Raw genomic sequence first — 17,559 nt, 5'->3', positions numbered from 1 at the left:
ACGTTCGCTGGGGCCGCTTCAGGGCGAGGGCTTCGTCCAGTTGATCGATGCCTTTTCGGTGAGCAGCGTCTGCTCGACCTCGGACCAGTGCTTGCGTGAATCGATCACTTTGTTTGGGTTCTTCACCAGACCCTCGGCGGCGCCCGGATCGTAGCTGAGGTACAGCTTGTCCTCGATGATGCGCCAGGCTTTCGGGTCGATGTTGGTCGTCACTGTGCCGAAGGAGACGCCGTCGGCGCAATAGCCGCCATATTGCGGCGCATAGTGGGTCGGCTCCTTCATGAACTGGTCACGGTGCTCGGCGCTGGCGAATTGCCAGGTGGCGCCGAGCCAGCGATAGGTGAATTCCGGCGATCCTTCGACCGCCTTGTTCTCGGTGAAATAGGCGACCGGATCATACCCCTTGATCGCCACGTCGCCGAAATAGCCGGTGTTGACGGGCTCTTCCGCGCGCGCTGCGCCGGTGAATGCAAGGAGTATCGCCGTCGCCGCGATCGCGGCCGCTATCGGATATCGAGACATGCCATGTCCTCCGTTTCCGGATGTATTCCTCACTGTCGTTTGGTGCATTCGCCGTAGAGCCAATCGCCGACGAGATCGGCCTTCTGGCAGGTGGCTCCCGCCTTCAGGAGAAGCTCGGCGGCCGGCCAGTGCGAGCGCCATCCCGCCTGCGTCAGCGGTGTGTAGCCGTTGCGTTCCTTGGCTTCGATGTCGGCCTTGTTGGTCAGCAGGAAGGCGATGATCTCGGCGTGGCCCTCTTCGGCTGCCGCGTGTAGCGGCGACATCCTGTAGAAGTTGGCGACGTCGTTGACGCCAGCCCCCTTGGCGACGAGCAGCTTCGCGGTTTCGAGATTGCCGCCATAGGCGGCGGCGTGCAGCGCCGTCAGGCCGCCCTTGTTGCGGATCTCGATGTCGCACCCGCGCTCGATGAGCAATGCGACGACCTCGGTGCGTCCCTTGAGCGCGGCGATCAGCAATGCCGGCTCGCCGGCCGCATCGGGCTCGGCTATGTCGGTTCCCTGGTCGAGCAACTGCTTGACGCGTTCGGTATCGCCGTCCCTTGCCGCGTCGTGCAAAGGGCCCGCCATGGCTGCCGCGGCAAAGAACGCCACCGCGGCGAGCGAAGCAAAAAGAGATTTCATCGCGCAACCTCCGCCCCGGCTTCGGTCTCGCCCAATTGGAAAGAGCAAAAATACCACGGGGCAGTCGGCGGAAACAGGCGTTACCGCCGCCGGATCCATAATCCTTTTGGGTGTCTGCGATGATAAATGCCGGTCAGGCGGCGACCCGCATCAGGTCGAGCATGCGGTCGATGGCGCTCGGGATGGGCGCGATAATCGGTGTCGAGAACATCGGCTGGAGCTGTTCGGCCGCCTGGCCCAGCGGACCGCCGCCGATGATGACGGCCTCGGCGCCATCCAGTTCGACACACTGGCGGACGGCGTCGCCGAGGGCGTCCAGCAGGCGTTGCGGGTGGGCGGAGAGCGCCAGCGGATCGCCTGAGGTGCAGCGGATGCCGGTATATTGCTCCCAGACGCCGAGATCGCGGGCGCGGTCGTCGATCGCCTGGATCAATTCCGGCGTCGTGGTGGCGACGCCGAACTTGCGGCCTCCCTGCGAGGCCTCGATCATCGAGGCCTCGCAGATGCCGATCACGGGGATCGTGAGGCGATGCTTGAGGGCGGCAAGGCCGGGATCGCCGAAGGCGCTGACGACAATGCCGAGGCACCCGGCCTCATGTCTTTCGCCGATCTCGACGACCTCGGCAGCGGCCGCGTCCAGCTGCTCGGGTGTCACGATCATCGGCGGGTTCCGCATGGCCGTGGCGACTGCCACGGCCATGCGTCCTGATGCGGCCCGGCGTGCGATGGCGACCATCATGTCGCTGGTGGCACGCGAACTGTTCGGGTTGATCAGAAGGATATGTGCGCTCACGTTCTCAGTTCCACGCCGACTTTGATTTCAGAAGTGCCAGCCTTTGCGAGGTCGGCGTCCGCCGGCTGGGTCAAGTCTTCCATCGACATGCCGTAGGTCTCTGGACCGAGCTGGATGCAGAAGGCGAAGACCGCATACATGCCGGCGGCGAGACCGAAGACCCCGACCATGCCGTAGGCGTCGAACAGCGCTCCGGCGATGGTGGGAATGAAGGAACCCGCGGCCGAGCCGGTTGCCAGGATCAGCGCCACGCCGAAGGCGCGGATGCGGGTCGGGAAGAGTTCGGGGGCATAGATCCAGATCGAGGTGTTGAGCAGCAGCACGAAGAACTGGAAGATCGCGCCGAAGAGCAACACCAGATAGATGTTGGCGCCGAGATAGGCGATCGAGACGGCCGCCAGGCAGGCGCAAGCGGCACCAAGCGACAGCACCTTCTTGCGCGGGAAATAATAGCCGAACATCGAGGCGGCGATGGCGCCGAGCACGCTGCCGCTCTGGATGATCATGCTGTAGAGCAGGCTGCCCTGGAGCGTGTAGCCCATGGACACGAAGATGATCGGCATCAGCGTCAGCACCGAGAGCTGGGCGCCGTAGCTCATCAGGATCGCGATGGCGACCGGGATGGTGCGGCCGATGAAGGGCGCGCGGAAGAGTTCCTTCCAGTCACTCTTGGCCGGCTCCTCATCCTTCAGGTGGTCCTTGGTCAGATATTCCTGAACCTTGAGATTGCGCGGCCGCAACGAGCCGGAGGCAAGGATCGAGAGCACCTTGTTGGCCTCGTCGATCTTGCCCTGCGAGGCGAGGAAGCGCGGTGTTTCCGGCACCAGGCGGCGATAGAAGACGACGAGCAGGGCCGGCAGGGCGAGCGAGGCGAAGAGCCAGCGCCAGCTATTTTCACCCGGGAAGAGGGTGAAGATCATCAGGCCGAAGGCGGGCGCCAAGAAATTGCCAAAACCGCCGGCGCCGACATTGACGAGGCCGGCCGCCGTGCCGCGGAACTTTGGCGAGCAGAACTCCGACAGCATGGTTACCGCCGTGGAGATCTCGCCGCCGACGCCGAAGCCGACGATGGCGCGGGCGAAGCAGAGCGTCGCGAAATTCGGCGCCATCGCGCAGGCGGCCGAGCCGATGGTGAAGAGCAGGAGATTGATCGTCAACATCACGCGCCGGCCGTAGCGGTCGCCGAGGATGCCGGAGAGCAGGCGCCCGAGGGCGGCGCTGCCGAAGGTGATGGTGTTGAGGAAACCGATGTCGGTGCCGGTAAGGCCCCAGTGCTCCTTCAGGATCGGGCCGGCGACGCCGATGGTGTTCTGCTCGAAGCTGTCGAACAGGCAGCCGATGAGGACAAGCGCAAGGATCTGCTTGTGGGCGCCGGTGACGCCGATCTTGGTGAAGGCTGATTCCAACTGTCTGATGACCGGCGATGACCTGCCGGACGGTACCATATTTTCCGCTGCCATGGTTCGTTCCCCTTTATGGCTTAACAACGTGAAAATGTGAAAACTCAGTTTCATGAAGTCTACATCATGAAATCCTGGTTTCATAGAAGATTCTATGATGCGCTGCGAAAGGACCAGGCCGCTTCGTCACGCAACCGATGGAATGCAGATTTCGTGCCATTTCGCGAGAAACTGAGGTTTCTCGTTTTGTGTCAAAGCCTTGGCGGCAGATTGCCTTTGCACCCGTCGTTGAAATTCAGATTCCTCGTGCGCAAAAAATGTTCTGGCGTTTCAGACAAATGCCCAATCGACGCTCACAATTCCTCAAGTGCATCGTTGATCGCTTCGATGCCGCGGAGCCGATTTCGGCCGGCCGTGCCGGCGATTTCGATGCATCGCGTCGTCAGGAGATGGCAGAGCGCCATGACCGAGACGTGATTGAAGAGGGGGCCTGGCGCCAGCGTCTGGCAGCGGAAATGCCATTCCGCCTGGTTGAGGAAGGGCACACCCTCGTCGGTGATATAGAGCAGCCGTGCGCCGGACTTTTCCAACTGAGCGAGGATTGGCTCCATCAGGGAAACGCGTCGACGCAGGCCGAAGAGGATGACGACATCATCGCGGTCGATGCTGACCAGATGCTCGCCCAGCGTCTGGCCACCACCGGGAATGGCCGAGATGTTCTCGATCACCTGCGTCATCTGCCACTGCAGATAGGTGGCGAAGGAATGGCTGGCGCGAAAGCCGATGACCCAGACCTTGCGGGCCCCGAGAATGGCGGTTGCCGCTGCCGTCACCTGGGTCTCGGAGATGGCGAGGAAAGTCGCCTCGATGTTGGCGACCCCTTGCGCCACATGCGAGGAGAGCGACTGCTCGCCGCCGCTGTCGGTGGCGGTGGCCAGGAAGAGGCGCGAACCGGTCTGCTTGTCGGCGCGGGCATGGCGGCGCGCCTCCTCGTAGTTCTCGTAGCCGAGGCGCTGGATGAAGCGCGAGACGGTTGCCTTCGACACATGCGCCAGCGCCGCCAGTTCCTGGGCCGAGTAGCTCGCGACCTCGCCTGGAAAATCGCACAGGAAGTCGCCCAGCCGCCGTTCGGCCGGATGCAGTTCCGGCAGCACCTGGCGGACGCGCGTGAGGAAGGAGCGTTCTTTGGGGCTCATGTCGATTCCATGAAACTGTCGTTTCACGGCAATCTCTGATTTTCGCGGCGATATTGCAAGCGAGGCGGGCGGGTGCCGCCCGGCTTTCAACTGCGGCCGGGGCGTCGGCGCAGACGCCGCTGCGCCGTCGGGGTCAGTATTTCGCGGGCACGTAGAGTTCCGGCGGCAGCACCTTGCGCTCGTAGTCCGGGTTGAAGACGCGTTCCGGCAGGGCGATTTCCTCGTGCGGCACGTCCTCGTAGGGGATCTGCGTCAACAGGTGATCGATGCAGTTCAGCCGGGCACGCTTCTTGTCGTTGCCTTCGACGATATGCCAGGGCGCTTCGGGAATGTTGGTGCGAGCGAAGGTCTCTTCCTTGGCCTTGGTATAGTTTTCCCAACGCACCCGCGACTGCAGGTCCATCGGCGAGAGCTTCCACTGCTTCAGCGGATCGTGGATGCGCACCAGGAAGCGCATCTGCTGTTCCTCATCGGTGATCGAGAACCAGTATTTGACGAGCCGGATGCCGGAGCGGACCAGCATGCGCTCGAATTCCGGAACGTCGTTGAAGAACTGCTCGACCTGATCTTCGGTGGCAAAGCCCATGACCCGTTCGACGCCGGAGCGGTTGTACCAGGAGCGGTCGAAGAGCACGATCTCGCCACCGGCCGGCAGGTGCGGCACGTAGCGCTGGAAATACCATTGCGTCTTTTCACGGTCGGAGGGTGCCGGCAGCGCGGCGACGCGCACGACGCGCGGATTGAGCCTCTGGGTGATGCGCTTGATTACGCCGCCCTTGCCGGCGGAATCGCGCCCCTCGAAGATCACCACCACTTTTTCCTTGTGGTAGACCACCCAGTCCTGAAGCTTGATCAGCTCCGACTGTAGCCGCAGTAGCGTGCGGAAGTAATCGATGCGCGGGATCGATGGCGGGTGGTTCTTGCGATAGATCTTGCGGATCTCTTCAGAGAGCACCGGTTCGGAAAGCTCAAGTTCATAGTCTTCATCCAGCGTGTCGGCCAGTTCCGCCTCCAGCCAGTCCTGCATTTCGATCCCGTCGTTCGATCTGTTCATCTGACCCTCCGAATACAGCCCGTCCGGTGGCAGCTTTGCGCTGCTATCCTTAGTCGGCTTATTTCATAGCCGCATGAAGGGAATTTGACGCCGGGCTCCCGCGCCCAGAGGTTCTCTATTCCTTGAGATACCAGCCCCACGGTTCGTCGGTGTCGAAGCTGGTGATCTGCTTGGTCTCAAGATAGTTCGAAAGGCCCCAGCGGCCGAGTTCGCGACCGATGCCCGACTGCTTGTAGCCACCCCATGGCGCCTCGGTGAAGGTCGGCTGCGAGCAGTTGATCCAGACGATGCCGGCGCGAAAGGCGCGGGCCACACGCTCGCAGCGTTCCCTGTCGGCCGACATGACCGCCGCCGCCAGCCCGAAGCGGCTGTCATTGGCCATCCGGATTGCGTCCGCCTCCTCGCGGAACGGCTTGACGCAAACGACCGGGCCAAAAATCTCCTCGCGCCAGACGAAGCTGTCCTCGCGCATGTCGGTGAGCACGGTTGGCTCGAGGAAATAGCCGCTGTTGAGGCCGGCCGGGCGGCCGCCGCCGGCGGCGACCGTGGCACCGTCCTGGCGGGCACGGTCGATGGCGCCGACGACCTTGTCATACTGACCCTGGGAAACGATCGGCCCGAGCAGCGTGCCGTCCTCGAGGCCGTTGCCGATGGTGATCTTCGCGGCTTCCTCGCACAGCCGTTTGACGACCGCCTCGTAGATCTCTTCCTCGACGAGCACGCGCGAGGTCGCCGAACAGACCTGGCCCTGGTTCCAGAAGATGCCGAACATGATCCATTCGACGGCCTTGTCGATGTCGCTGTCGGCAAAGACCACGAAGGGCGATTTGCCGCCGAGCTCGAGGCTGACATTCTTGATGTCCTGAGCGCCGGCCATCATCACCTTGCGGCCGGTCACGACAGAGCCGGTGAAGGCGAGCTTGTCGAGCAACGGATGCTCGGTGAGCGGCTGGCCGGCATCCGCGCCGGTGCCGGTAATGATGTTGAGCACACCGGGGGGCAGGCCGATTTCCTCGGCGATGACGCCGAGTTCCAGCGCCGTCAGCGGCGTCAGTTCCGAGGGCTTGAGCACGATGGTGCAGCCGGCGGCCAGCGCCGGCGCCACCTTCCAGGAGACCATCAGCAGCGGGTAGTTCCAGGGCGTGATCGCACCGACTACGCCGAGCGGCTCGCGCACGGCACGTGCGGTGAAGCGGCTGTCGCCGACGGCGATCGTCTCCTCCGGATTGGCGTCCAGTTCCTCGGCAAGGCCGGCATAGTAGCGGAAGCAGCCGGCGGCATCGTCGATGTCCCAGAGCGCTTCCGGCAGCGGCTTGCCGTTGTCGGCGACCTCGAGCCGCGCCAGCGAGTGGCGCTTCTCCTCGATTTTTGCGGCGAACGCCCGAAGAAAGGCCGCGCGCTCGGTGCCTGACAGCTTCGGCCAGGGGCCGCTATCGAAGGCGATACGGGCAGCCTTCGCCGCCCGGTCCACATCCTCGTAGGTTGCTGCCGGCGCACGGTGGATGATCTCCTCCGTCGCCGGGTTGACCACGTCGAGCGTGCCGCCGCGCCGCGGCTTTTCCCATTTACCATCGATGAACAACCGGTCTTGCATGCCATACCCCTTTTCAGCCCGAACCGAGTATGGCCAGACTAGACCGATCGCGCCAGCCGCAAGTTACGGCTGACGTTGATCTTTTTGGTTCGGTGCAGCCGCCTGGCGGTCGGCGATCCTCCCTCGCCATGCGAGGAAGGGCAGGATCGGCAGGACGGCACAGGCACTGGCAAACAGCCAAAATTGCCCGAGGGACATGAACCCGTTCGTATGCATCGCTCCCGACAACATCCCGATGGCAAGGCTCAAGTCCATCAGCGGCAGGGTGAGGGTGTAGAACACCGTCTGGCGCTCCAGAGACAGGCATCGCTGCACCAGGGTGAAGTAGGCCGCGAAGGCGACCATCTCCGGCATGCCGCCGATAATCAAAAGCGCCATGGCCGTACCGTGGTTGGGCGCGAAGATCAGCGCGAAGGTCGAGATGCCCTCGAGCAGGCTTGCGACGAGATAGGCAATCAGCAGCGTACGCGTATCGGTCAGCGCCCTTGCCAGCCGGTTTGAGACGAGGGCGCCGAGGAGGGCGCCCAACCCTTGGGCTCCAAGCAACACGGTCCACATCTCAGGCCCAAGGTGGAACTGGTCACGGTTGAGCCAGAACAGGAACGGCTGCAGCGCGCCAAGCGAAACCATGTAACCGAGGGCCGGGAGCAGCAGAGCCCAGAGCAGCGGAATGTCGCTGATGATCGCGATTGCCTCCTGCCGGAAATTCAGGGTGCCCGAGGCCGACGGCTCGCGAGGTGGCTGGTTGCCGGCATGGCGCAGCAGGAGAGTTGCCGCGACGACATAGGCGAGCGCCAGGGCGAAAAGGGTGATCGAGATAGAGGTTGCCGCGGCTGCGAGGCCTGTCGCCGGCGGGCCGAAGATCTTGGCGAAGCGGTTGATGGCCTGAAAGGCCGTATTGGCTTCCATGTTGCGGCCGGGCGGAACCGATGCGGCGCGAAGCGCCAGGAGGCCCGGCGCGATCACCGTATCGGCAAGGCCGATGAGGGCGACGATGGCTTGGAACGTCATGGCATCCGGCGCAAGCGCCAGGCCTGGGATTGCTGCGGCGATGCCCGCGATTGCGCAGAGGACGGGAATGCGTGGGCCCGTCCTTCGGATGAGCGCAGTGGCAAGCGGCGCAAACAGCAGGCGCGGCAGAAGGCGAAGCACCAGGCTGCCGATGAGTTCCGCGCCGGCGCCGAAGCGTGCCGCGACGATGAGCGGCAACGCGGCAACGAGCATCCAGGAGCCGAAGGAATGAACGACGAGAACGAGGCTGATGTGGCGAAGGGCGGCTGAGCCCCAAAGGTTTGATGTGGTCATGACGAGCCCGAGAGCAGGCAGTCGATCCGTAGGCTCCTTGAAGGGCCGGCGATTGGGCGGATCGATGCGAACGAAATCTGTCCGCTCAACTGGCGGACGGTTCTGGGCTCACAGTTGTAAGCCCCGCCTTGCGGGGCAGATCAGGCCATCAAATGAGGTTCGCTCGACATGATCGGCCATCTATCATGCACGCTTCTCATGTGACAAGCGGCAGCACGCTGGTCGAGGCTGCCGCGTTGCGGCTATGTGCTATCGCGTTGCATTGGCCAATGCCGGAGTGACGTTGGCGATCTGTGTGACGACCATGCCGCCGACGATCAGCAGCAGGCCGGCGAGCCGCGTCGCATTGACGGGCTTTACCGGGAAGCCCATCAGGCCGAAGTGATCGATCAGCATGGAGATGGCCATCTGGCCGGCGATGACGGCGACGATGAAGCTTGCCGCGCCGAGCTTCGGCGCAAGGATGAGAGCCGCGGTGATGTAGATCACGCCGGCGGCGCCGCCGATCCAGATCCACCACGGACCCTTGAATGCCGCCGCAAGGCTGGGCAAAGGCGCCCGAAAGGCGATCAGCATCGGCAGGATGAGCGCGAGGCTGACGCCGAGCGAGACGACCGTCGCCCAGAGCGGGTGGCCGAGGAGGCGGCCGAGGTTGGCATTGGCACCGGCCTGGAGGGGGACGACGGCGCCGGCGAAGATCGCCGCGGCAAGCAGGAGGAGGGAGGAGAGACTGGGCATTGTTTTTTCCTTCTTGATTGACCCATCCTCTCCCATCGATGTCAGGAATGGAAATTCCAATTTCGTACGTGCTATATTCGGCGAATGAATAGTCTCGGCGGAATCGATCTGAACTTGCTGGTGGTGCTCGATGCCCTTCTGGCTGAGCGCCACGTCTCCCGCGCGGCGCTCCGGCTGAACAAGAGCCAGCCGGCCGTCAGCCACGCGCTGGCGCGTTTGCGGGCTCTCTTCGACGATCCCTTGCTGGTGCGCCATGGCGGTCAGCTCGAGCCGACCGTGCGCGCACTCGAGATCGCGCCGCGGCTTGCCGAGGCGCTCGCTCACATGCACCAACTCATGGGGTCTCAGCCGTTCGATCCGGCGCGTGAGCGCCATGTCTTTCGGCTGGCGATGTCCGATTACGCCGCACTCGTTCTGCTGCCGCAATTGATGGCGGTGCTGCGCCGGCAGGCCCCGAACGTCGACCTCATCGTCAACCAGGCGAGCCGCGAGGTGATGATGTCGCAGGCGGTCGACGGCGAGATCGATCTGGCGCTTGGCGTGTTTCCGAGACTGGCCGAGGATCTTCGGACATCGCTTCTCTTCGAGGAGCATTTTGCCTGCCTGGCCGATGGCGCCAGCCTTGGTGGTGAAAAGACGATGGATCTCGCGGCCTATCTGGAGCGGCCGCACATTCTCGTCTCGCTGCGCGGCGATGCCGGCAACGAGATCGACCTGGCGCTGGCGGCCACGGGACACAAGCGCCGCATCGCCCTGGCGCTGCCCCATTGGAGCGCCGCGCCTGGGCTTGTGCGCGGAACCGACCTCGTGCTGACGGTGGCGCGTCGCATCCTGCCGCAAGACGCGGAGATCGGATCATTGGCCGTCTTCGAGCCGCCCTTCGCCATCCCGCCCTTTGCTTTCCGGCAAATCTGGCACCGGCGACGCGACGGCGACCCCGCCCATCGTTGGCTCCGGGACCTGATCGCCCACATCCTCGCGCCGCCGGAGGCGCCTTCGTCCAACGCGCTGTCCTGAAAAGCGTGATCCTGAAAACGAAAAGGCCCGGTCAGCGGTGCCGACCGGGCCTTTCGTGGATCTTGTTCGCGTCAGTCGTGGCTGACGCCCTGGATCGCCGAAACCTGCCATTGCGCACCGGGCTTGCGGACAAAGGTCCAGAGCTCGACCGCTTCGGTCAGGTTATCCGGATCGCCGCTGATCACCTTGCCGGTGGCACGGTCGCGCATCACGTCGATGCTTTCGTAACGCATCGCGACGGTGGCGTAGTCCGTCCCGTTTTCCGACCAGGCTTCGGCGACATCGCCCTGGACGAGATGCACGTCGCGCACATCGTTCTTGACGCCGCTCGTCGCGTTGTCGCTGAGCTCTTCGGCCAGATAGGACATGGCTTCCGGCGTCGTCAGGCGGCGCAACGTCCCGTAGTCCTCCGCGGCGTAGGCCGCCTGCACGTCCTTCAGCATCTTTTCGAACTGGTCGAGGTCAACCTGCTGGACGCCGATTTCATCGGCGGGGCCGTCGGTAACCGGAGCCGGCGCCGGTGCTGCAGTCGGGCGCGCACTTGCCGGACCACCCGCCTGGCCGCCGCCGATACTCGGGATCTTGAACGAGGGCGTGCCGGCCGAGGACGGCTGACCCGAGGACCGCTCGGACGGGCCGGCATAGGCGGGCTGCTGGCGGTTGCGGCCGAAGAAGCGCATGGCGAGCATGATCAGGCCGCCGATCAGAAGCATCTGCACGATCAGGCCGAGGAAGCCGGCAGCGCCGCCGAAGCCGCCGCCCATCAGCATGCCGATCAGGCCGCCGACCATGAGGCCGCCGAGCAATGATCCGCCGAAGCCGTTGAAGAAGCCGGGACGGCTGTTCGGCTGGTTAGCGGTGGTCGGGCGCGTTTGGCTGGCCGCCGGGTTGGTCGTGGTCGGGCCGGCGTCCTGGCGCGGCGTCATCGAGCGGTCGATCGGCGCCGCGTTGGTCGGCGCGGTACGGGTGACGGGCGGCTGCGAGAAGGTGCGGGTGCCGCGGCTGCCGAAGCCGCCGCCCGAGCGCCGCGCTTCGGCGACGTCCACAACGGTCAGCGCGACGGTCAAGCCGATCGCCATCATTGCCAGAGCTCGTCCAAAACGCCCAAATCGCTGCATTGCCATCAAAACCCCTAATCTTGCTTGGGCCCAAAACTGAGCCATAAGCGTCCGATATAGGGGCTCAAGGCCTGAGATTTAAGCTTTCCGCGTCGCTTTTCGGCCAGTTTACCGTTATCCGCCGCCGCTCCCGGTGCCGAATCCGATCTGGAATCAGCATCTTCGATGGGGGCGATGCGACGTGTTTCCTGATGCCAATCGCCGCACACTTTGGCTGGAATTGCTCTACCGATTGGCCGCCAGGATCATCGTCGCTGCCTTTTCGGCGATCATGATCGTCGGCGAGTTGGTGTTGCCAGAGGTGATCGTCGGCATGATCGAGGCATCGGCGATGCGCAATCCCTTAAGACCGCGAAAGCGCAGTTCCGGATCGACCACGCTTTCCGGATCGGCACCCATGCGGCAGGTCCCGACCGGGTGGAAGATCGTCGTGCCGATATCGCCGGCCGCACGTTTCAGATCGTCCTCGGACTCGTAGGAGGGGCCCGGCTTGAACTCGACCGGATTGAAGCGGGCGAAGGAGGGTTGCTTGACGATCCGCCGCGTTAGCCGGATGGCGCTGACGGCGACGTTGCGATCGGCTTCGGCGGTCAGGTAACGCGGCCGGATGTCCGGTGCGGCGGCGAAGTCCGGGCCTTTCAGGTGCACTGAGCCGCGGCTTTCCGGCCGCAAATTGCAGACGCTGGCGGTGATCGCGGGGAAGGAATGAACCGGCTCGCCGAACTTGTCGAGCGAGACGGGTTGCACGTGATATTGTAGGTCGGGCGTTTCCTTCTCCGGGCCGGACCTGGTGAAGATGCCGAGCTGGCTCGGTGCCATTGCCATCGGTCCGGAGCGCCTGAGCAGATATTCGAGCCCGATCGACGCCTTGCCGAAAAGCGAGTTTGCCTTCTCGTTGAGGGTGGGCACGCCCGTAACCTTGTAGGCCATGCGGAGCTGAAGGTGGTCCTGCAGGTTTTCGCCGACGCCCGCGCGTTCGTGACGAAGCTCGATGCCGTTTGCCTGAAGCACGTCGCCGCGGCCGATGCCTGAGAGTTCGAGGATATGCGGCGAGCCGATCGCGCCGGCGGAAAGCACTGTTTCGCGGCTGGCGCGGGCACGCTTGACCGTGCCGTCGTGCTGGAACTCGACGCCGGCGATGCGGTCGCCTTCGATGATCAGCTTGCGCACATGCGCCTTGGTGAGAACCGTGAGGTTGCCGCGCTTCTGCGCCGGGCGAAGGAACGCTTTCGCCGTATTCCAGCGGATACCGGAGCGCTGGTTGACGTCGAAATAGCCGGAGCCTTCGTTGCTGCCGCGGTTGAAATCCGGTGTTTCGGGAATGCCGGCTTCGGAGGCTGCCTTCTGGAAAGCATCGAGAACCGCCCAGCGCACGCGGGCCTTCTCCACCCGCCATTCGCCGCCTGCCCCGTGCATCTCATCGGCGCCCTGATAGTGGTCCTCCGATTTCCGGAAGAGCGGCAACACATCGTCCCAACCCCAACCGGTGCAGCCAAGCTGGCGCCAATGGTCGTAGTCCCGCGCCTGGCCGCGCATGTAGATCATGCCGTTGATCGACGAGCAGCCGCCGAGCACCTTGCCGCGGGGATAGCCGAGCGAGCGGCCGTTGAGGCCTTCTTCGGCGGCCGTGGTGAAGCACCAGTCCGTGCGCGGATTGTTGATGCAATAGAGATAGCCGACCGGAATATGGATCCAGTGATAGTTGTCGCGGCCGCCGGCCTCCAGCAGCAGCACGCGATGCCCTCGGTTTTCGGAAAGGCGGTTGGCAAGCACGCAGCCGGCACTACCCGCTCCGACGACGATGTAGTCGAACGTGTCCATGGGTTCTCTCTCGATGTTCGGGGCTCGATCCGTCAGTGATCGGGATCGGGCGACGGCTTCTTCCCGCCCGCGGCGCGGGCGAGAGGAGGCCAGCTACTGTCTGTGTTCAAAACCGAGTTTGCGGCCGAGCCGCGAATTATAGAACTCGCCGACGATGCCGCGACGGAAAAGCAGCACGCAGACCATGAAAACGAGACCGGTGATGATCGTCACCGGGAATTCCGAGGTCGCGAGATAATTCTGCAGGGTCACCACCAGCCCGGCGCCGAAGAGCGGGCCGATCAGCGTGCCGATGCCGCCGAGCAGCGTCATCAGGATCACTTCGCCGGACATCTGCCAGCCGACGTCCGTGAGGGTCGCGAACTGGAAGACCAGCGCCTTGACGCCGCCGGCAAGACCGGTGAGTGCCGCCGACATGACGAAGGCTGCGAGCTTGTAGTTGCGCACGGAGTAGCCGAGCGACACGGCGCGTGTCTCGTTCTCGCGGATCGATTTCAGGATCATGCCGAAGGGCGAATGGATGATGCGCCAGATGATGGCGACACCGATGACGAAAACGCCGAGCACGAAATAGTACATGTTCGTCGACTGGCTGAGATCGATGAAGCCGAAGAGGTGGCCGCGCGGCACGGACTGGATGCCGTCCTCGCCCTTGGTGAATTCCGCCTGCAGGCAGAAGAAATAGAACATCTGCGCCAGCGCCAGCGTGATCATGGCGAAGTAGATGCCCTGCCGGCGGATCGCCAGATAGCCGACGATCAGGCCGAGCGCCGCCGCACCGACGACGCCGACAAGGATGCCGAGTTCCGGCGGCAGGCCCCATTCCTTGACCGCGTGCGCGGTGAAATAGGCCGCGCCGCCGAAGAAGGCCGCATGGCCGAAGGAGAGCAGGCCGGTATAGCCGAGCAGCAGGTTGAAGGCGCAGGCAAAGAGCGCGAAGCAGAGGAGCTTCATCAGGAAGACGGGATAGAAGAACAGGGGCGCCAGGACGAGGAGTACCAATCCAATTCCCAGGAACAGGGTCTGGGCGACGACCGGGCTCTTTTCCTTCGGTTTGTCGATGTCGAGTGTCAGCGTCATATCAAGCATCCCGGCCGAAGAGGCCCGCCGGCCGTATCATGAGAACGATGGCCATGATCACGAAGATCACGATGTTGGAGGCTTCCGGATAGAAGACCTTGGTCAATCCCTCGGCAACACCGAGCAGGTAGCCGGTAACGATCGCGCCCATGATCGAGCCCATGCCGCCGACGACCACCACCGCGAAGACGACAATGATGATGTTCGAACCCATCAGCGGCGAAACCTGGTAGATCGGCGCGGCGAGCACGCCGGCAAGGGCGGCAAGGGCAGCCCCCAGCGCATAGGTTAGCGTCAGCAGGAACGGCACGTTGATGCCGAAGGATTGCACCAGAACCGGGTTTTCGGTGGCGGCGCGCAGATAGGAGCCGAGCTTGGTCTTCTCGATCACCAGCCAGGTGCCGATGCAGACGACGAGCGAGAAGACGATCACCCAGCCGCGATAGATGGGCAGGAACATGAAGCCGAGATTGGTGCCGCCGGCAAGCTGCGACGGTGTCGCATAGGGCTGGCCGGACGCGCCGTAGAGATAGCGGAAGGTGCCTTCGATGGTCAGCGCCAGGCCAAAGGTGAATAGCAGGCCGTAGAGCGGATCCAGCGTATAGAGCCGGCGCAGCATGGTGCGCTCGATGACCGCGCCGACGAGACCGACGGCGACGGGTGCCACGATCAGCGCCGGCCAATAGCCGATGCCGAAATGCGACAGCAGCATCCAGGCGAAGAAGGCGCCGAGCATGTATTGCGCGCCGTGGGCGAAGTTGATGACGCGCAGGAGGCCGAAGATGATCGCCAGGCCGAGGCTCAAAAGCGCATAGAACGAGCCGTTGATCAGTCCGATCAACAGTTGCCCGAGAAAGGCTTGCATGGGAATTCCGAATATCGTGCTCATGGTTCAGACTCCCAGCACATCATGCAGCATGTCCATGCGGGTGGAGAGTTCCGCAACCGGGAATTCGCCGACCATCTGGCCATGATCCATCAGGTAGAAGCGGTCGGCAACCTTGCTGGCGAAGCGGAAGTTCTGTTCGACCAATAGCACCGTCATGCCGCGCTGCTTCAGGGTTTTCAGCACGTCGCCGATGCGCTGGACGATGACCGGGGCAAGCCCCTCGGTCGGTTCGTCGAGCAACATCATGCGCACGCCGGTGCGCAAGATCCGGGCGATCGCCAGCATCTGCTGTTCGCCGCCGGAAAGCTTCGTGCCGGGGCTGCTGCGGCGTTCGTAGAGGTTCGGGAAAAGCTCGAAGATCTCGTCGATCGTCATGCCGCCCTTGGCGACGGCGGGCGGCAACAGCAGGTTTTCATGGACCGAAAGCGTCGAGAAGATGCCGCGCTCTTCCGGGATGAAGCCGAGACCGTGATGGGCGACCCGGTGCAGCGGCACTTTCATCAGGTCTTCGCCGGCAAAACTGATCTCGCCCTTGCGCTTGCGCACGATGCCCATGATCGAGCGCAGCGTGGTCGTCTTGCCGACGCCGTTGCGGCCGAGAAGGGTGACCATCTCGCCTTCGCCGACCGTCAGGTCGACGCCGTGCAGGATGTGGCTTTCGCCGTACCAGGCATTGAGACCGGAGACTTTTAGGAGCGGTTTCATGTCAGGCCTCCTCGGTGCCCATATAGGCGGTGCGCACGCGCGGGTCCGCCGACACCTTCGCATAGTCGCCTTCGGCCAGGATCTCGCCGCGCTGGAGCACGGTGACGTGGTGGCAGAGCGTCGAGACGACCGAGAGATTATGCTCGACCATCAGCACGGCGCGCTCGCGCGCGACTTCGCGGATGATCTCGGCGACCATACCGACATCCTCGTGGCCCATGCCGGCCATCGGCTCGTCGAGCAGCAGCACCTTGGGGTCAAGCGCCAGGGTGGTGGCGATTTCCAGCACGCGCTTGCGGCCATAGGAAAGGTCGGCGGCAACGGCGTTGCGCTCGCGCTCCAGGCCGACCGAACGGATCAACTGGTCGGCCTTGGCATTGAGCCCGTCGAGCGCCGAGATCGGCTTCCAGAACTGGGTCGCAAGTCCGTTCGGCCGCTGCAGCGCGACGCGAACATTGTCGAGCACCGTCAGGTGCGGAAAGACGGCGGAAATCTGGAAGGAGCGCACTAGGCCCATGCGCGCCACCTTGTCCGGCGCCGTGCGGGTGATGTCCTCGCCAAGCAGCGTGATCGTGCCGTCGGTCGGCTGCAGGAACTTGGTCAACAGGTTGAAGACCGTCGTCTTGCCGGCGCCGTTCGGACCGATCAACGCATGCACGCGCGCATGGTGGACGTCGAGATTGACGTTGTTGACGGCGGTGAAGCCGCCAAAGTCGCGGCGCAGACCGCGGGCGGACAGAACCACCCGCGGCGCGCCATTCGGTTCGCTGACCGGTGCGCTCATTGCGATCGGACCGCTTACGACTTCACGAGGTCGCAGCCGCTCTTGGCCGGATCGATGAAGGCTTCCGCGCCCGGAATGGTGGCGAGAACCTTGAAATAGTCCCAGGGTTCCTTGCTTTCGTCCGGCTTCTTCACTTCCAACAGGTACATGTCGTGGATCATGCGGCCGTTCTCGGCGACCTTGCCGTTCTGGGCGAAGACGTCATTGACCGGAAGCGCGCGCAGTTCCTTGGCGACGGCATCGGCATCGTCAGTGCCGGCCTTCTCGATCGCCTTCAGATAGGAGAGCACGGCCGAATAGGTGCCGGCATGGACCATGTTCGGCATCTTGCCGGTCCGCTCCATGAAGCGTTTGCCGAATTTGGCGCTCTCCTCGTTGCGGTTCCAGTAGAAGCCTTCGGTGAGCGTCAGGCCCTGGGCTGCTTCAAGGCCGAGGCCATGGACTTCGGCGAGCGTGAAGAGTAGGGCCGCGAGGCGCTGACCGCCCTGGACGATGCCGAATTCGGCCGCCTGCTTGATGGCGTTCGAGGTGTCGAGACCGGCATTGGCCAGACCGATCACCTTGGCGCCGGAGGATTGTGCCTGCAGCAGGAAGGAAGAGAAGTCCGTGGTTGCCAGCGGATGACGGACGGAGCCGACCACCGTGCCGCCGTTTTCCTTGACGTAGTTGCTGGTGTTTTCTTCGAGCGAATAGCCGAAGGCATAGTCGGCGGTCAGGAAGAACCAGCTGTCGCCGCCCTGCTTGACGAGTGCGCCGCCGGTACCGACCGCAAGCGCGTGCGTGTCGTAGGCCCAGTGGAAGCCATAGGGTGAGCATTGCTTGCCGGTGAGTTCGGTGGTCGCGGCGCCGGTGTTGATGGTGATCTTCTTTTTCTCCTTCGACAGCGCCTGCACGGCAAGGCCGACCGAGGAACTGGTCAGTTC

At 63.8% G+C, this 17,559-nt stretch carries 17 protein-coding genes (1 of these 17 only partly in view); 1 reads left to right on the top strand and 16 read right to left on the bottom strand.

Going from position 1 to position 17,559, the window contains the following annotated elements; all coding sequences use genetic code 11:
- Nucleotides 1-18: 18 nt before the first annotated feature.
- The 9 genes from QM996_RS15495 to QM996_RS15455 form a co-directional block, all read right to left on the bottom strand.
- Nucleotides 19-522, bottom strand: coding sequence for a YHS domain-containing (seleno)protein (locus QM996_RS15495; protein WP_500268232.1), 504 nt, complete (start codon nucleotides 520-522; stop codon nucleotides 19-21).
- A gap of 29 nt (nucleotides 523-551) precedes the next feature.
- On the bottom strand, nucleotides 552-1,142 hold the full coding sequence (locus QM996_RS15490; protein WP_500268231.1) for an ankyrin repeat domain-containing protein: 591 nt from the start codon (nucleotides 1,140-1,142) through the stop codon (nucleotides 552-554).
- 133 nt (nucleotides 1,143-1,275) lie between these two features.
- Entirely contained in the window at nucleotides 1,276-1,935 is a 660-nt protein-coding gene (locus QM996_RS15485; RefSeq protein WP_500268230.1) for an aspartate/glutamate racemase family protein, read from the bottom strand.
- Nucleotides 1,932-3,395 (bottom strand): MFS transporter, encoded by a 1,464-nt coding sequence (locus QM996_RS15480; RefSeq protein ID WP_500268229.1) that lies wholly within the window; start codon nucleotides 3,393-3,395, stop codon nucleotides 1,932-1,934. Before QM996_RS15480 ends, QM996_RS15485 begins: the two co-directional genes overlap by 4 nt.
- Before the next feature lie 293 nt (nucleotides 3,396-3,688).
- Complete coding sequence (locus QM996_RS15475) at nucleotides 3,689-4,531, bottom strand: MurR/RpiR family transcriptional regulator (RefSeq protein ID WP_500268228.1); 843 nt, start codon at nucleotides 4,529-4,531, stop codon at nucleotides 3,689-3,691.
- A gap of 133 nt (nucleotides 4,532-4,664) precedes the next feature.
- Nucleotides 4,665-5,585: a polyphosphate kinase 2 family protein gene (ppk2, locus tag QM996_RS15470; RefSeq protein WP_500268227.1), complete on the bottom strand. Its 921-nt coding sequence runs from the start codon at nucleotides 5,583-5,585 to the stop codon at nucleotides 4,665-4,667.
- Nucleotides 5,586-5,700: 115 nt separating this feature from the next.
- A complete protein-coding gene (locus QM996_RS15465) occupies nucleotides 5,701-7,179 on the bottom strand; it encodes an aldehyde dehydrogenase family protein (RefSeq protein WP_500268226.1) in 1,479 nt (492 codons plus the stop codon).
- Between the two features lie 63 nt (nucleotides 7,180-7,242).
- Nucleotides 7,243-8,484: an MFS transporter gene (locus QM996_RS15460; RefSeq protein WP_500268225.1), complete on the bottom strand. Its 1,242-nt coding sequence runs from the start codon at nucleotides 8,482-8,484 to the stop codon at nucleotides 7,243-7,245.
- Nucleotides 8,485-8,733: 249 nt separating this feature from the next.
- Nucleotides 8,734-9,222 (bottom strand): DMT family transporter, encoded by a 489-nt coding sequence (locus tag QM996_RS15455; protein WP_500268224.1) that lies wholly within the window; start codon nucleotides 9,220-9,222, stop codon nucleotides 8,734-8,736.
- An 84-nt stretch (nucleotides 9,223-9,306) separates the two neighbouring features.
- On the opposite strand from QM996_RS15455, the gene QM996_RS15450 reads away from it, so the two are divergent.
- Nucleotides 9,307-10,239 carry a LysR family transcriptional regulator gene (locus tag QM996_RS15450; protein ID WP_500268223.1) on the top strand — a complete coding sequence of 311 codons (933 nt, stop codon included), beginning with the start codon at nucleotides 9,307-9,309 and terminating at the stop codon, nucleotides 10,237-10,239.
- A gap of 71 nt (nucleotides 10,240-10,310) precedes the next feature.
- Here QM996_RS15450 and QM996_RS15445 read toward each other — a convergent pair whose 3' ends face one another.
- The 7 genes from QM996_RS15445 to QM996_RS15415 form a co-directional block, all read right to left on the bottom strand.
- Nucleotides 10,311-11,318 carry a Tim44 domain-containing protein gene (locus QM996_RS15445; protein ID WP_500270327.1) on the bottom strand — a complete coding sequence of 336 codons (1,008 nt, stop codon included), beginning with the start codon at nucleotides 11,316-11,318 and terminating at the stop codon, nucleotides 10,311-10,313.
- Nucleotides 11,319-11,582: 264 nt separating this feature from the next.
- Entirely contained in the window at nucleotides 11,583-13,178 is a 1,596-nt protein-coding gene (locus QM996_RS15440; RefSeq protein WP_500268222.1) for a GMC family oxidoreductase, read from the bottom strand.
- A 93-nt stretch (nucleotides 13,179-13,271) separates the two neighbouring features.
- A complete protein-coding gene (locus QM996_RS15435) occupies nucleotides 13,272-14,258 on the bottom strand; it encodes a branched-chain amino acid ABC transporter permease (protein ID WP_500268221.1) in 987 nt (328 codons plus the stop codon).
- Nucleotide 14,259: 1 nt separating this feature from the next.
- Nucleotides 14,260-15,147: a branched-chain amino acid ABC transporter permease gene (locus tag QM996_RS15430; RefSeq protein WP_500268220.1), complete on the bottom strand. Its 888-nt coding sequence runs from the start codon at nucleotides 15,145-15,147 to the stop codon at nucleotides 14,260-14,262.
- A gap of 3 nt (nucleotides 15,148-15,150) precedes the next feature.
- Nucleotides 15,151-15,852 (bottom strand): ABC transporter ATP-binding protein, encoded by a 702-nt coding sequence (locus tag QM996_RS15425; protein WP_500268219.1) that lies wholly within the window; start codon nucleotides 15,850-15,852, stop codon nucleotides 15,151-15,153.
- A gap of 1 nt (nucleotide 15,853) precedes the next feature.
- Nucleotides 15,854-16,636, bottom strand: a complete 783-nt coding sequence (locus QM996_RS15420; protein WP_429815196.1) for an ABC transporter ATP-binding protein — start codon at nucleotides 16,634-16,636, stop codon at nucleotides 15,854-15,856.
- Between the two features lie 14 nt (nucleotides 16,637-16,650).
- Nucleotides 16,651-17,559, bottom strand: the 3' portion of a protein-coding gene (locus QM996_RS15415; RefSeq protein WP_429815199.1) for an ABC transporter substrate-binding protein. Its footprint extends 297 nt past the window's final position; 909 of the gene's 1,206 nt are visible here — the last part of the coding sequence; the start codon falls outside the window, past its right edge — the gene reads right to left on this strand; its stop codon occupies nucleotides 16,651-16,653.

Origin of the sequence: Sinorhizobium chiapasense, assembly GCF_045277575.1 — a bacterium.
GTDB lineage: Bacteria > Pseudomonadota > Alphaproteobacteria > Rhizobiales > Rhizobiaceae > Ensifer > Ensifer chiapasense_A.
This window is presented reverse-complemented; position numbering and strand designations above follow the sequence as displayed.